Annotated in this window: 13 protein-coding genes; 6 read left to right on the top strand and 7 right to left on the bottom strand. The window is 61.9% G+C overall.

What is annotated here, in order from left to right; all coding sequences use genetic code 11:
- Positions 1 to 236: 236 nt before the first annotated feature.
- The 3 genes from NEZ08_RS04650 (at position 237) to NEZ08_RS04640 (ending at position 4,093) form a co-directional block, all read left to right on the top strand.
- Positions 237 to 1,631, top strand: coding sequence for a CoA transferase (locus NEZ08_RS04650; RefSeq protein ID WP_298104192.1), 1,395 nt, complete (start codon positions 237 to 239; stop codon positions 1,629 to 1,631).
- A gap of 103 nt (positions 1,632 to 1,734) precedes the next feature.
- Entirely contained in the window at positions 1,735 to 3,162 is a 1,428-nt protein-coding gene (locus NEZ08_RS04645; RefSeq protein ID WP_298104189.1) for a hypothetical protein, read from the top strand.
- A gap of 16 nt (positions 3,163 to 3,178) precedes the next feature.
- On the top strand, positions 3,179 to 4,093 hold the full coding sequence (locus NEZ08_RS04640) for a hypothetical protein (RefSeq protein ID WP_298104186.1): 915 nt from the start codon (positions 3,179 to 3,181) through the stop codon (positions 4,091 to 4,093).
- A 26-nt stretch (positions 4,094 to 4,119) separates the two neighbouring features.
- On the opposite strand, the gene NEZ08_RS04635 is transcribed toward NEZ08_RS04640, so the two are convergent.
- The 3 genes from NEZ08_RS04635 to NEZ08_RS04625 form a co-directional block, all read right to left on the bottom strand.
- Positions 4,120 to 5,085 carry an amidohydrolase family protein gene (locus NEZ08_RS04635; RefSeq protein WP_298104183.1) on the bottom strand — a complete coding sequence of 322 codons (966 nt, stop codon included), beginning with the start codon at positions 5,083 to 5,085 and terminating at the stop codon, positions 4,120 to 4,122.
- Between the two features lie 28 nt (positions 5,086 to 5,113).
- Positions 5,114 to 6,433 (bottom strand): MFS transporter, encoded by a 1,320-nt coding sequence (locus NEZ08_RS04630; RefSeq protein WP_298104180.1) that lies wholly within the window; start codon positions 6,431 to 6,433, stop codon positions 5,114 to 5,116.
- A 323-nt stretch (positions 6,434 to 6,756) separates the two neighbouring features.
- Positions 6,757 to 7,377, bottom strand: a complete 621-nt coding sequence (locus tag NEZ08_RS04625) for a glutathione S-transferase family protein (RefSeq protein WP_298104178.1) — start codon at positions 7,375 to 7,377, stop codon at positions 6,757 to 6,759.
- Between the two features lie 172 nt (positions 7,378 to 7,549).
- On the opposite strand from NEZ08_RS04625, the gene NEZ08_RS04620 reads away from it, so the two are divergent.
- Complete coding sequence (locus NEZ08_RS04620; RefSeq protein ID WP_298104173.1) at positions 7,550 to 9,412, top strand: acetyl-CoA hydrolase/transferase C-terminal domain-containing protein; 1,863 nt, start codon at positions 7,550 to 7,552, stop codon at positions 9,410 to 9,412.
- Positions 9,413 to 9,428: 16 nt separating this feature from the next.
- Here the strand turns inward: NEZ08_RS04620 and NEZ08_RS04615 are convergent, their stop codons facing one another.
- On the bottom strand, positions 9,429 to 10,208 hold the full coding sequence (locus NEZ08_RS04615; RefSeq protein WP_298104170.1) for an enoyl-CoA hydratase: 780 nt from the start codon (positions 10,206 to 10,208) through the stop codon (positions 9,429 to 9,431).
- A gap of 139 nt (positions 10,209 to 10,347) precedes the next feature.
- On the bottom strand, positions 10,348 to 11,013 hold the full coding sequence (locus NEZ08_RS04610) for a hypothetical protein (protein WP_298104167.1): 666 nt from the start codon (positions 11,011 to 11,013) through the stop codon (positions 10,348 to 10,350).
- A 297-nt stretch (positions 11,014 to 11,310) separates the two neighbouring features.
- On the opposite strand from NEZ08_RS04610, the gene NEZ08_RS04605 reads away from it, so the two are divergent.
- Both NEZ08_RS04605 and NEZ08_RS04600 read left to right on the top strand, forming a co-directional pair.
- The gene (locus tag NEZ08_RS04605) at positions 11,311 to 11,856 is read left to right on the top strand and encodes a sigma-70 family RNA polymerase sigma factor (protein WP_298104165.1); all 546 of its coding nucleotides are present in this window, start codon (positions 11,311 to 11,313) and stop codon (positions 11,854 to 11,856) included.
- Between the two features lie 3 nt (positions 11,857 to 11,859).
- A complete protein-coding gene (locus NEZ08_RS04600; protein ID WP_298104162.1) occupies positions 11,860 to 12,498 on the top strand; it encodes a DUF1109 domain-containing protein in 639 nt (212 codons plus the stop codon).
- 21 nt (positions 12,499 to 12,519) lie between these two features.
- Here the strand turns inward: NEZ08_RS04600 and NEZ08_RS04595 are convergent, their stop codons facing one another.
- Together NEZ08_RS04595 and NEZ08_RS04590 are read right to left on the bottom strand one after the other, a co-directional pair.
- Entirely contained in the window at positions 12,520 to 13,632 is a 1,113-nt protein-coding gene (locus NEZ08_RS04595; protein ID WP_298104160.1) for a DUF2336 domain-containing protein, read from the bottom strand.
- Between the two features lie 70 nt (positions 13,633 to 13,702).
- The gene (locus tag NEZ08_RS04590) at positions 13,703 to 14,851 is read right to left on the bottom strand and encodes a GGDEF domain-containing protein (RefSeq protein WP_298104157.1); all 1,149 of its coding nucleotides are present in this window, start codon (positions 14,849 to 14,851) and stop codon (positions 13,703 to 13,705) included.
- Positions 14,852 to 14,946 lie beyond the last annotated feature (95 nt).

Here is a 14,946-nt window from a genome sequence, read left to right as displayed (position 1 = left end):
TTTTTCTTTGCACACGAGGCCGCGGGTGCGCTTCGCGCCCGGCATTCCCTGCGCCCTCCCGGGTGAGAGACTCTTGCAAAGCCCGGACGCATCGCGTCGCGGGAAGGTGAACCCGTATCCTTGTGCCCGTCGTTGCGGGGCTTGACCCGGCAATCCATCGGCCACAAAAAGCGAAGTCGGATGAATGCGCGGTTCAAGTCCGCGCATGAGCGGCGAACAACTTGAGAGATTGCTGGATGCAGACGCCTCGTGAAATTCTTGAAGACCTCTGGAATCTGGCTGGCGGCGATGCCGCCGCGCTCAGTGCCGTCACGCTGTCAGGCGAAGAACCGCAATTGCCGTCGTCTTTTCGGGTCGCGGCCGCGGCGGAAGTGAGCATCGCTGCGGCCGGACTGGCGGCGGCCCGGATCTGGCAATTGCGCAGTGGCGAGGAGCAGCAGGTCGCCATCGATATGCGCCACGCGGTGGTCGAGTGCCGCAGCGAGCGTTACCTCCGCCTCGAGGGCACCCCACCGCCGCCGGCTTGGGATGCGATCGCCGGAATCTACAAGACGCGCGATCAGCGTTTTGTTCGGCTGCATACCAATTTTCCGCATCACCGCGATGCCGTCTGCCGCGTTCTGAACTGCAAGGCGGAACGCGACGCGGTTCAGGCCGCCTTGATGCAATGGGATGCCGAGCCGTTCGAGACCGCTGCATATGCGGCCGGCGGCGTGGTCTCGATGATGCGGTCCTATGAAGAGTGGTCGGCGACGCCACAAGCAAGAGCACTGGCTGCCCTGCCGGTCGCTTCGATCGAAAAGATCGGCGAGGCCGCGCCGAAGCCGTGGCCCAAGGGCGACCGGCCGCTTTCGGGCTTGCGTGTGCTCGACCTGTCGCGGGTGATCGCGGGACCCGTCGCGGGCCGCACGTTCGCGGCACATGGCGCCGACGTACTGCTGGTGTCCGGCCCCGGGCTTCCGGCGATTCCGTGGCTGACCATCGATACCGGCCGCGGCAAGCTCTCGGCTTTTCTCGATCTCAAAAGCGTCGAGGGACGCAACAAGCTGAAAGGGTTGCTCGCGGAGGCCGATATTTTTTCGCAAGGCTATCGGCCACAGTCGCTCGCCCATCTCGGCTTCTCGCCGGAGGAGGCAGCAAAGATCAATCCCGGCATCGTTTACGTGTCGCTATCGGCTTACGGGCATACCGGACCGTGGGCGGAGCGGCGCGGCTTTGATTCGCTGGTGCAGACGTCGACCGGATTCAACCATGCCGAAGGACAGGCGGCCGGCATCGACGGGCCGAAGGAATTGCCGGCGCAGATCCTCGATCATGCGACCGGCTACCTGATGGCGTTCGGCGCCATGATGGCTAAAGCGCGGCAGGGCTGCGAAGGCGGCAGCTGGCATGTCCGCGTCTCGCTGGCGCAGACCGGACGATGGATCTGGAATTTCGGACGTGTTGCCGATGGCCTTGAGACCGAGGACCTGAAAGGCGACGCGATCAAGCCATTTGTCGAACAGACGCCATCCGGCTTCGGACCGCTCCAGGCGATCCGTCATGCCGCGCAGTTGTCGCGAACGCCGGCGTTCTGGTCGCGGCCGGCAGTGCCGCTCGGGAGCCATCCGGCGCAATGGCCGGCCCGATGAATGATGGGCAAATGCCCACAGCTTTTGCCCACGCCGATTGTGGTTGACGGTTCCCGCATGCCGACCTTGACTATCCATCAGGGACGGAATGCCGGAGTTCATCATGCGGAGCGCAGAGCACCAGGGCCCAGTTCACGGCCAGCCCGGGACCTCCGATCAGATCTTGAGCGAGATCCGTGACTACTGCCGGGCGACGCAGACGGCGGAATCCACGTTCGGACGGCTCGTCGTGAATGACGGAAAGCTGGTATCGCGCTTGCGCGATGGGGCGAAGATCACGACCGGCACGCTCGACAAGGTTCGCAACTACCTGTCCGAGCATCGCAGCGTCGCCACGCCGCCCGGCGGCGGTCCACCGGTGCAACCGAAGCCCGGCAACGGAGCGCTGGTGAGGCCGGAGGCGGCGCCTCCCGGATTCCGGTTCTTCGATAACAGGCAGAAGTATCTCCTGTTCGTGTCCACCTGTAGCGAGAAGACTGACGTTGCAAACCGGATATCGCTTGAACTCGGCAGCTTGCAGCCGGCGCCACCGGCGCTTCGGATATTCGACGCGGGCGTGGGAGACGGCACCGTGTTGTCACGCGTCATGCGGGCACTGCATGCGCGCTTTCCCACCATGCCGCTTTATGCCGTCGCGAAAGAGATCAGTTACGAAGACGTCCGCCTGATGCTTGAGAAGATGGCGGACCGTCTGTTCGAGCATCCTGCGACGGTGCTGGTCGTTACCAATCTTTATTATGCCGAAGCGCCCTGGCTGACGCCGCGCTCGGCAACCGCGGCACAAGGTCTGATCTGGAAGGATGTCGCGCTGTCGGGCAACACGGCCCACGGTTTTGCCGAGCAGATCAGGGAGCTGGAAGGCTTTCTCGCCCAGAACTGGCGCGCCGGAATCAGCCCAACCACCGGCAATCCGGTTTATGCGCGGCCGATCGTGCTGACGCTGCGGCGGGAAGACCATTCCTTCCTGCTCGATCCGATCATGCCGCGGCCCGGCCGTGTCACAGCCGACTATGACCTTGTCATCGCATCGCAGCCTTATCGCGCGAGGGCCAGCGTCGAGTTCAAGGCATCGAAGGTGATTGGTCCACTGGTGCGGTCCTTGCGGCCGGGCGGTCGGCTGATCGGCATCCACTCGCACGGCAACGATCCCGGAATGGAGATCATCGAAGGCGTCTGGCCGGGCGACAATCCCTTCACGTCCGATCGCCACGCCATACTGCGCCAGGTCAAGCACGAACTGGGCGCGGCGGCCCGGCATTACAATTTCAATGCGTCTTCGGATGCGCGCTCGATTTTCCGCTATCACATGCACACACTTCCGGATGAGGTCAGTGGGCCGATCGGAACCTCCACGCTGTTTGCGGCCTGGAATGCGGCGATCTATGTCGCGCAGATTGAGGACAACAGGCTTTCGGAAGTGGTTCGCGACGGGCGATATCTCGAGGCCACCGACCGCGTCCTGAAAAAGTACGGCGGCTTGTGGTTCAACGATGAGACCTATGTGATTTCGCGCCGACGCGCGCCGGCCTGACGTTCGGGAGCGCGCGATGACGGCATCGGATCAACTCATCTCCAGCGAATTCGCGGCGCTCGTGTCGACGGCCTCCGTCGAGATCTCATCGGATGGTCATCAACTGTCTGCGCTGCAGGACAATTTTGATCGCGGCACCAGCGTGACGATCACGTTTCTGCCGGGCGACAATTACCGCCGTAACATCGAGACTGCGGCCGCGCTGCGCCGGGCCGGCTACAACCCCGTTCCTCACATCGCCGCGCGGGAGATGACCTCGCGCGATGCGCTCGGCGATTTCCTGCAGCGGGCGCGGGGAGAAGCGGATGTCACGCGCATTCTCGTCATCGCCGGGGATGTCGCGGCCGCAAAAGGGCCCTTCCGGTCGAGCCTTGATGTGTGCCACAGCGGATTGATCCAGGCGAACGGGATCGAGTCGGTGAATGTTGCGGGTCACCCCGAAGGTCACCCGTACCTCGCGCAGCAAAACGCCTTCAAGGCTCTTGGCACCTGGCGGGACTGGGGTCGGCAGGCCGGCATTCAGGTCGAGGTCATCACGCAGTTCTGTTTCGAAAGCGCGCCGATCCTCGGATGGATCAGCGAATTGGAGGCGCACGGCGGAGGGCTTCCCGTCATCGTCGGCCTTGCCGGTCCGGCGACGCCGGCGACCTTGATCAAATTCGCTCTCCGTTGCGGGATCGGAACCTCGATCAGATCCGTGCGCAACCAGATCGGCCGCTATAGCCGCCTGCTGACCGATGCCGGGCCGGGTGACGTCATTCGCGGATTGCAATCCGGCTGCGAAAAATCGAAGGCTTCAATTGCCGGATTTCACCTGTTTCCATTCGGCGGACTGCGCAAGGCCGCCGAATGGCGGCGCAGCTATAACGGGCGCGCACCGCGCAGTGCGGTTCCGCTTGGCCGTCACCCGCCGCAATGGCCGGCGCGGTGAGCGCCGGCCACAGGAGTCAAATCATGCTATGCGAAACCGTAGAGCCGGGCCGGATTGTCGACCAGGATCTTCTTGCGGGTCGCGGCATCCGGCGCCCAGACCGCGAGCTGATTGAGCACGCGGGCGTCGCCGATCTGATAAAGCGGCGTCAGGTCGGTCGGCTTCCTGCCCGGCGGCGTCACGGAATCCGGATGCGGCCAATCCGTGCCCCAAACCAGACGGTCCGGGTTGGCGGCGATCAGGGCCTTGGCGAACGGTACGGCGTCCGGATAGTCCGGTGCCTTGTTCGACAGGCGATAGGCGCCGGAGATTTTCACATAGGCCTTGCCGCTCTTCACGGCCTCGATCAGTTCTGCCCAGCCGGGCTGTTCGAGACCCTTCGCCGCTTCGGCGCCGCCGAAGTGATCGAACACCACCGGCACCGGCGAGGAGGCGAGGACATCGGTGATGTTCTTGAGCAGGGGAAGAATGGTGTAGACCTGAACGTGCCAGCCGCGGCCCTTCACGCGATCGATCGCCGCCTCGAGGCGCTTGCGGCCGACCGAGGGATCGTTGATGCCCCCGGTGGCCAGATTGACGCGGATGCCCTTGATGCCGGCCTTGCCCATCGCATCGAGATCGCTCTCAGGCGTCTTGTCGTCGATGACGGCGACGCCGCGCGCCGTATTGCCGCGGAATTTCATGCCGTCGAGCGTCGCCCGGTTGTCGGTGCCGTAGACGCTCGGCGTCACGATCACGACGCGCTCGATGCCGAGCGCCTTGTGCAGCGCCGCCATTTCCTCCGGCGAGGCAGACTCCGGCGTGTAGACGCGTCCGGCAAAGAACGGAAACTTGTCGGGCTCGTGAATATGCGTGTGGCAGTCGCAGGCGTGGGCAGGAACTTCGAAATTTACCTTGGTCGATGGCTGCGACGCCTTGGCGAAAGCTGCCTGATTTTGCATCGCGACGCCGGCGGCAACGGATGCAAGCAAAAGGTCTCGTCGATTGAGCATGGTCGTCTCCTCTTCCAGTTCTTGTTGATTATTCGGCGGCACTTGGGTTCGGTACAGCAGCGGGGGCGCCCGCCGCGCGCGCCGCAAGGAACGTAATGACGGCCGCCATCAGCGAACAGGCGGCCAGGAAATAAAGTCCGGCACCGAAGCTCTTGGTGGATTCCCTGATCCAGCCAACGACGAACGGGCCGACATAGCCGCCGAGATTGCCGACGGCATTGATCATCGCGATCGCGCCTGCCGCTGCAGTTCCTGTCAGGAACATCGATGGAATCGGCCAGAACGCCGTGCGCGAGCCGTAGATGCCGACGGTGGCGACCGCCATTCCAAGCAGGGCCCAATAGGATGCGCCGGACCAGCCGGCGTAGGCAAGTCCGAGTGCGCCCAATGTTGAAGCGGCGATCAAATGCCAGCGCCGCTCCTTGTTGCGGTCCGACGACCAGCCCCAGGCGATCAGGCCAACCGTGCCGACGACATAGGGAAGCGCAGAGACGACGCCCGTCATCATGTCGGTTAGACCCATTCCCTTGACGATCTGCGGCATGAAGAAAACGATGCCGTAATTGGCAGTCACAGACATGAAGTAGATCGCCGACAGCGCAACAACCCGTCCATCGGCCAGCGCCTTTGTCCAGGTCAGATGTCCACCGCTCGCGACCTCGCGGCTTTCGCTGTCAAGTCTCGCTTGCAGCCAGTTTCTTTCGTCCTCGGCAAGCCAGTCGGCGTGCGTCGGCCGGTCTGTCATGATCCGCAAGATGACTAGCCCAAGCAGGACCGCCGGCAGGGCCTCGATGATGAAAATCCACTGCCAGCCTTTGAGCCCGAGCACGCCGTGCATGCCAAGAATGGCGGCAGAGGCGATCGACGCGACGGCATTGGCGACCGGCTGTGCGATGAAGAGGGTTGAGATAACGCGGCCGCGGTATTGGGCCGGAAACCAGTAGGTGAGATAGAGAATCATGCCAGGAAAAAATCCGGCTTCCGCGGCGCCGAGCAAAAATCGGATGGTCAGGAAGCTGGTGGAACCGGTCACGAGCGCGGTGAGGGCTGAAATGATTCCCCAGGTTATCATGATCCGGGCGATCCAGATTCGCGCACCGATCCTTTCCAGAATGAGGTTGCTGGGAATCTCGAACAGGAAGTAGCCGAAGAAAAAGATTCCGGCGCCCCAGCCGTAGAGATAGGCGCTGAGACCCAGATCCTTGTTCATGGTCAGTGCAGCGACGGAAACGTTGCTGCGATCGATATAGGCGATGCAATAGGCGAGAGCGACCAGGGGCAACAGCCGCCAGGAAACCTTTGCGATCGTTTGGCGCTCGATTGCGGTTGTGGCTTCCGTAGCCGCCATGAAATTCCTCTTGCTTGTATTCAACTTCTTGAAGACGCTTTGCTATCGCGCCTGCCTGATGCTTGTGGAAGGAGCTAGTTGGAATGGGTGATAAAAGTCCCGCATTGCCTGGAGAAAAAGCAGGAGGGATACGACGTTCAGGAGGTTGACAAGCTTGGTCGGCGGCGGCTGACGAAAACAATCATTGCCGCGATCAGCATAATCGCACGCCGCAGCTGTCTCATGGCACGCTTCTCTCCCTCCCGGGCGTTATGATCCCCCGGCTTTGTCGTCACACTATCGAGATAAGCCTCGGGCGGGAAGGGCCCTAAGCTCGATGGCTATCAGGCCTTTTCGGCCGCCACCACCTTGCTGACGGCGGGCCGCGCCGCCATGCGGTCGCGGTGCGCCTTGACCTTGGGGAAGCGCGCCGGGTCGACGCTGTCGCCTTCCAACCAGTTCGCGATCGTGAAGAGGTAGGGGTCGCAGATCGTATACGTATCGCCCATCACCCAGGGTCCCTTGATCATTTTGGTTTCGATCAGCTCGAAGCACGCGCCGACGGTTTCAGGTACCTTGCGCTTCATGGCATCGATCGCCGCAGGATCATCGACCCAGCGTGTGCCACGCATGCGATGGGCGTGAGCGACGTGAACGGTCGAGCAGAGATAGCTGTTGAACGCCTGCACCTCGGCAAAGCCGAAGGGATCGTCCAACGGCGCCAGCTTTGCCTTCGGATAGGATTGGGCGATGTAAGCGAGCATCGCGGGCGTCTCGGTCAGAATGCCTCGCTCCGTCACCAGCGAAGGGACGCGTCCCTTGGGGTTGATGACGAGATATTCCGGCGAGCGCTGTTCACCGGTTGCGAAGTTGATCTTGACGGTCGAATAGTCGGCGCCGGCCTCCTCAAGCGCGATATGGGAAGCCAGTGCACAGGTGCCCGTCGCGTAATACAATTTCATCATCGTCGCCTCCCATGGGAATTTCCGGCGCTCGTCCACTTTTTGCCGAAGCGAACCATGCCATTGACAAATCCGATATCGCAGCCGAACGAACAGGGAAAGCGGTATGTCGCATGTCGCCAATGCGGCAGGCGGATGGCGTTGTGCCGGCCCGGGCGGCGCTGAGGAAAAATCGATGCCGAAGATGTTCTCCGATCCCGAGGCCATTGCGGAAGACATCATCCGCGACCTCGGCACCAATCTTGTCGTCGGCTTGCCGCTTGGTCTCGGCAAGGCCAACCACGTCGTCAACGCGCTCTACGCGCGGGCGGCTGCGGACCGCTCGATCCATCTCACTTTGTTCTCGGCGCTGACGCTGGAGAAGCCTCACCCGTCCAGTCTGCTCGAGCGGCGCTTCATTTCGCCCGTCATCGATCGGCTGTTTGGCGGCTATCCGGACCTCGCTTATGCCGGGGCGCTACGGGCGAACCAATTGCCTCCCAACGTAGAGGTGAACGAGTTCTTCTTTCTGGCTGGCCGATGGCTGCACGTGCCGTTTGCTCAGCAGCACTATATCTCCGCGAACTATACCCATGCCGCATCCTATCTGCTCGCGCGCGGGCTCAATGTCATCGCTCAGCTCGTCGCCAAGCGCACGTCCGATGGGGCCGCCCGCTACAGCCTGAGCTGCAACACCGACATGACTCTCGATTTGCTGCGGGCGCGTGCCGAGGGGCGTGCGACGTTCAAACTGATTGGGCAAGTGAATTCCGAATTGCCGTTCATGCCCGGCGCCGGCGATCTTGCAGGCGAGGAATTCAGCGCTGTCCTTGAGAGCCGGGAGACTGAGTTTCCGCTGTTCGCGCCACCCTCCGAACCCGTGACCGACACGAAATACGCGATCGGACTGCATGCGGCCGGTCTCGTTCGCGACGGCGGTACGTTGCAGATCGGCATCGGCCAGGTCGGCGATGCGCTGGCGCAAGGCCTGATCCTGCGCCATCGCGATTCCGCTCAGTTCGCCGCCACGATGAAGCGCCTTGCGCCCGCGACTCCACCGTCTGAAACCTCTTCGTTCGAAAAGGGGCTTTACGGCGTCAGCGAAATGATTTTCGAGGCTTTTCTCGGCCTGATCGATGCCGGCATCATCAAGCGAGAGGTCGACGATGTTCTGCTACACGGCGCATTTTTCTTAGGACCAAAATCGTTTTACCGCGCCTTGCGCAGCATGACGCCGGAGCAGATCGCGCGCATCCAGATGACCGCGGTTTCGTTCACCAACGAACTCTATGGCGACGAAGATCGCAAACGTCACGCACGTGTGGATGCGCGCTTCGTCAACAACGCGATGATCGTGACCCTGCTGGGAGCCGCTATATCCGACGGCCTCGACAACGGCCAGGTCGTGAGTGGCGTCGGCGGACAATATAACTTCGTGGCGCAGGCATTTGCTCTGCAGGGCGCACGCTCGGTCCTGACCGTCGAGGCGACCCGATGGGCAGGGCGCCGCCTGGAATCCAATATTCGCTGGAACTACGGCCACGAGACCATTCCGCGGCACATGCGTGATGTCATTGTCAGCGAATACGGCGTCGCCGATCTCCGGGGAAAATCCGACGCCGAAGTGATCGCGGCAATGTTGCAGGTCGCGGATTCCCGTTTCCAGGATGAACTGACCCGCCAGGCGAAAGATGCCGGTAAATTGCCGGTCGCTTTTGAAATTCCGCGTGCCTTCCGCGAAAATTATCCGGAGCGGATCGCACAAGCATTGCGGCCAGCGCGGCAGGCGGGTTGGCTTCCGTCGTTTCCCTTCGGTTGCGATTTTACCGATGCCGAGCGGCGCCTGATCCCCGCTTTGCAATTCCTTCAAGAGGTGCCGCGTTGGCCTCTGCGTTTGCCCGCGCTGATTTGGCAGGGATGGAGGCAGCAGCCTCAACCGCACGACTTCGAATGCCTGGCGAGATTGGGGCTGGACAAGCCTTCGACCTGGCAGGAAAGGCTTTATCGAGCGCTGGTGATCGCAGCCTTGGCGCAGAGCCGGGCGAACCTGTGCCTCTGAGTGTAGGCGCAGTGATCTACCGGTTCCTGTTGACCGGCTTTCGCTTTTCAATGAACGCCGCCATGCCTTCGGAACGATCCTCCAAGGCAAAAGTGGAGTGGAACAGGTCGCGCTCGACCTGAAGACCTTCCGAAAGCGGAGTTTCGAATGCGCGATTGATGGCGCGTTTGGCCATTTCCGCCGCCGGGTGCGACATCTCGGCGATCTTTTCCGCCATTGCCAGCACTTCATTCATGAGCCTGTCGGCGGGAACGATACGGCTGACGAGGCCGGAACGTTCCGCCTCCGCGGCATCCATCATCCGTCCGGTGAGGCAGAGGTCCATCGCCTTGGACTTGCCGATTGCGCGCGTCAGCCGCTGCGTGCCGCCGATGCCGGGAATGGTGCCGAGCGTGATTTCCGGCTGGCCGAACTTTGCCGTGTCGGAAGCGATGATGATATCGCACATCATCGCAAGCTCGCAGCCGCCGCCGAGCGCATAGCCGCTCACGGCGGCAATCGTCGGCTTGCGGCAGGTGGCAACGCGATCGCCGCGGATCGCGATAAAATCGCTGGAAAACATGTCGATGAAGCCTTTCGGCTGCATCTCCTTGATGTCGGCGCCGGCGGCGAATGCCTTTTCATTACCGGTCACAACGATGCATCCGATGCCGTCGTCCGCCTCGAGATCGTCGATGGCAGTGGCGATTTCGCGAAACACGCCGAACGACAATGCATTGAGCATCTTCGGGCGGTTGAGCGTAATCATGCCAACCTTACCCTTGGTCTCGACGATAATGTGCTCGTAGGTCTTCATGCTTTCGCCGCCTGTGCTTTAACCGGTGTCGGCAATGTGCCTGCCAACGAGACAAGCTTCAAGGGGGCGTTGTTTCGCCCGGCTTCTGGCCGGACAATGTCGCATTATCCGACCAGCAGCCGATCATCCGGCGCTGCGATCAGGTCATGAACATGCGGGCGGCCGAGGCCATTGTCAGCAGGGCGCCAAATCCGATGAAAATCTTCCCGATCAGCGAAGTCTGATCCCAGACGGAGCTTTCGCCGGTCATCGTCGCTGCGGATGCCTGCGGTGGGCTGGTGTTTGTCGCCGGCGACGGGCTAGCCTCCTGCAGCGTCCGATCGATATCGTTCAGTTGATCCGAGGCGACCACCACCCCCTTATTGTCCGCGCTCGCGGTGTTGGTTGTTGCCGCCTGCGGAACGTCCGTCCCTGGCGGCATCGCCACGGCAGCATTGATCTGGACTCCGGCGAGCATCATCTGCGCATTGGCGTTGGCGACCGACGGCGGCATCTCGGCAGAAGGCTTGTTGTCGCTGGCGACCGTAGCCGCCTCCGGCACGACAGGCTTTTTGACGTCGTCGGCCGTTCTATCCTCGTCGGCCTTGGCGACCGCATGGGACTTGTGGTGCGCGTATTGCCTCCGATGGTGCCACGCTTGCTTGTAGGTTCTGTGGAGCTTCGCAGGCGCCGCGGCCTGATTATCCGATGCTGCGCCGGATGTGGAATCTGCCCCGTCGGTGGCCATGACCGGGCCTGCGAGCAGCACAAAAAGTCCGGCGGTGGCTGCGATCAAGGCCGAGCGTCTGCTGGCTTCCATGATCATTGGCAATCTCCCGTTTGCCAGTCCCCGTGGGCAAAAAGACCGCGTGCCATGTCCGCAGCGGGGCGAAAAATGGGAATCTTCGGACAAGTCCGGGCCAAAACGGGGCAGGCTCATTGAATTAGCCGTGATTCATCAGGCCCGGCTTCAGCGGCGTAGAATGTGTTATGAGCCTTGCGGAGCGAAGGTCAGGTGGCGATTTCCGGATATCGTTGCGAGGGGCTCTATCACGAGTTTGTGATCACCGCCCGTCAGCGTAACAAATTGAAGAAACGAGCGAATTGAAGTTTGGGAGCGCGTGTGCGCGAAGGTGAAGACGAGTGGACCGGCCTGATGCGGCTGGCCATTTCAGGCAACAACTCGGCCTATCACCGCCTGCTCAAGGCGGTCACTCCGGTATTGCGGGCCGGGGCTCGCCGCGGGCTGGCGCGGGCGGGTCAGCCGCTCGATCAATCCGAGGATATCGTGCAGGAGATTTTGCTGGCGGTGCATCTGAAACGGCATACCTGGGACGTTAACGCGCCGCTCGCGCCCTGGCTGTTCGCGATCGCCCGTAACAAGCTGATCGATGCGTTGCGGCGCCGGGGCCGCCGGGTTTTCGTCAACATCGACGATTTTGCCGAGACCATTCCTGAAGAGCCCGCCGCCGAGACTGCTTCCGCCAATGAGGTTGCAACGCTATTGCAAACGCTTCCTCCGCGTCAGCGTGAGGTCTTGCAGTCGATCGCGGTTGAAAGCGCCTCGATCCGGGATACGGCCGCGAAGTTTGCGATGAGCGAGGGAGCAGTCCGCGTGGCACTTCATCGCGCACTTACCGGCCTCACCGCAAAATTGCGGGAGCAATAGAACATGGAAACCGAACAGCTCATTCGAACGCTCGCCGCCGACAATCGGTACCGTGCTCGTCCTGTCGGATTTATCCTGACGCTAGCTCTGTTGGCGGCAGCGCCGGTGTCGTTTCTGATGTTCATGACGGCGCTTGGCGTGCGGCCCGACGTCATGACGGCGATGCATAATCCGTTTTTCGATCTGAAGTTTGTCGTCACGCTGGCGCTGGCGATTTCGGCCATTATCGTCGCGCTGCATTTGTCACGTCCGGAGGCCTCGATGAAGGGATGGGGCTGGCTGTTGCTGATCCCGGTCGGAATCATTGCCGCCGGGATCGGGAGCGAGATGATGCTGCCGCAGCGGCTGCCGGCGATGACGCGGCTGATCGGTCAAAATTCCCGCATCTGCATGACCGCCATTCCGCTGCTGTCGTTGCCGCTTCTGGCGGGAGCGCTGGTGGGCCTGCGTCACGGCGCTCCGGCGCGCCCGGCACTGGCCGGGGCCATTGCAGGGCTGATCTCGGCAGGCCTCGCCGCGACGCTATACGCCTCGCACTGTACCGACGACTCTCCGCTGTTCGTGGTGACGTGGTACTCGATCGCGACCGCGATGGTGACGGCAGCAGGCGCGTTGATCGGCTCGAAGGTGCTCAGGTTCTAGCCAAGCGCGACAGTGCCGGTATCAGGCCGCAGGCGGCGATGCAGTCTGCTGCATGCGGTGGAAGCGAAGTACCTGCTGCGCGGTCGAGGGACGAAGCCGCTCATAAGTGGCCTTGCAACTGTCGAGGTCGGACGGCTCCCTGCCCGATAGTTCGTCGCGCATCTGGATGATCGACTTGACGGTTGACCATGACATGCCGGAAATCTTGGCGAGGATCATCACGCCCTCGGCGCGCGTTTCTACCATCATATTCTCGGCGATCGAGACCGAGACATTGGCGAGCGCGGCGATGGCGGCATTGGCTTCGTCGAACTTGCCCGCCTCGGCAAATGCCGCCACCTGATATTCGTCCAGGCGGCCATCGTCGTACAGTGATTTGACCAGCGCGTGCGCGATGGTGGTTTCCTGGCTCATGGCCGATGGCGCCGAACGCGCCAGCCGCGTCGCTTGCCGGACCGCATTCGTCACCTCCTTTGCCATCGGCTGATTGGCGGCCTCCAGCTTGGCCCGCACCGTTTCCGAAGCCTTGGCAAGCAGCTTCAGGTACACGTGGCGCGGAATGTTGGGACGCAAGCCGATGCAGGTGGCAATCCCATCGTTACCTTCAGCGCGGTTGACCAGCCTGGCAAAGCCGCGGTCGGAGAATTCGGCGCCGGCGTTGCGGACGACGCTTTCAACCACTTCATCGTTACCCCGTTGGACCAGTACATCGGTGACGGCGCCGCTCAGCACCTTGCGGGTCGAAATCGCCATCAAATGAGCCTGGCTCTTGCTTCGTGCAGTTTCGATCAGGGCATCGTCATCGAGCCGTTCCGATTGGGACAGCACAGGAGCGGCAACTTCGATCAGGTCGTCGAACGCCAGCGCGCGCACGGTCAGAGGGGGCGCGCGGTCGATCGGGGCGAGGCGGTTGGAAAGCAGCGCTCTGGCGGAGGTCTCTATGTGATGAATGAGGCACTGGAATACATCGTCAAACAAAGCGATCTGATCGTCCGAAAACTCGACGACCCCGCTGATGAAGAGATCTGTGACACGGCGCAGCGTTTCGACGCGGCGTGCGACGGTTCCGTGGGCCAGTGTGGCTTGCAATTCGTCAAGCAGGCCTTCGGAAGTGGAGACGAATTTCGAACTCATGACTCTGTCCTGGAGTAGCTATCGGTTGAACCCGCGGCGGCTTCTTTGCCCCCGGGATGAATAATCAAATTCAGGCGCTGGCGATGCGGTTACGTCCTCGTGCTTTGGCCTTGTAGAGCGCGCGATCTGCCCGGGCGAGAAAGCTGTCAGCCGTCTCGTTCGGGCCGAGCGAGGCGACGCCGGCGGAAATGGTCACCCGCAAGCCACTCGAGAATGCGCTCCAGTCGAGATCGGCGACGATGGTCCGCAGCCGCTCGAGCATGCGCGTGGCGGTCTCTCCGGGCGTATCGGGAAGCACCAGCAGGAATTCCTCACCGCCATAGCGGCCGAACCGGTCGACCCCACGGATGTTCGCAAAGACAGTGATGGCGAATGTCCTGAGAACTTCATCGCCGATCGGATGACCGTAGGTATCGTTGATCCGTTTGAACCAATCGAGATCGATTAACGCGATGGAGCAGGGGGCGTCGATGCGCTGGGCGCGCAGGATTTCGTCGTCCAGCAAGTGCATGATGCGGCGGCGATTGAAGGAGCCGGTGAGATCGTCGAGTTCGGCGAGTTCTTCGATGCGCTGGTTGGCTTCCTTCAGCGCAAGCCCGCTCTTGTAGAGCGATTCGCGCAGGGTGCTCGAGAAGATGCCGATGTACATGCACCGCCCAATGGTGAGTATGAACATCGCCATCGTGGCGAAGCGTTCCAGAAAGGTTGTATGGGGAAGCGAGATCGGCTTGTGCGTCAGCAGGAAGAGCCCGGCAAGGCCCAGTGCCATCGCGGTCCAGACCACCGCTGCTTGCCACGGCGTCGAGCGCAGCGAGCTGAAGGCAAACACGACGAACAGCTCGCACAGGAACATCGCGCCCACTTCCGGCGCGGCATAGGTGAAAGCGAGCATGATGATCATGCTGACGATCGATTGCGGGACCACCAGGTAGTGGTCCTTAAAACGCTCGTTGAACCCGGATTCCGACAGCGCGATGTATCCGGTGACCGAGATGAGACCGCAAACGGCGAATGCCGGGCCAACGCTCGCTGAGGTGGTGCCTGCGTGGGCATAGATGAGCAGGATCATGGCATCGACGACATAGCTGACGCCGATCATTCCCTGGATTTGCCGCCGTTGCCGTGCCCGCCGCGATAGCGCGTCGGCCGTCAGCTTCCTGCCGACGCCGCTCGGCGTATCCGCCGTCGGATTCAAAAAAGGCGACGCAGCAATGCCCATAAATTCGCCGATGGTGAAAGCGATGGGCCAGAATCTACGCGGCAAAGCCTTTAGGTTTGGTATCTTTCGCGGCGAAATCTGACCCCGAAGACAGG

The sequence above is a fragment of the Bradyrhizobium sp. genome (assembly GCF_027451485.1).
In the GTDB taxonomy this organism is placed as follows: domain Bacteria; phylum Pseudomonadota; class Alphaproteobacteria; order Rhizobiales; family Xanthobacteraceae; genus Bradyrhizobium.
This window is presented reverse-complemented; position numbering and strand designations above follow the sequence as displayed.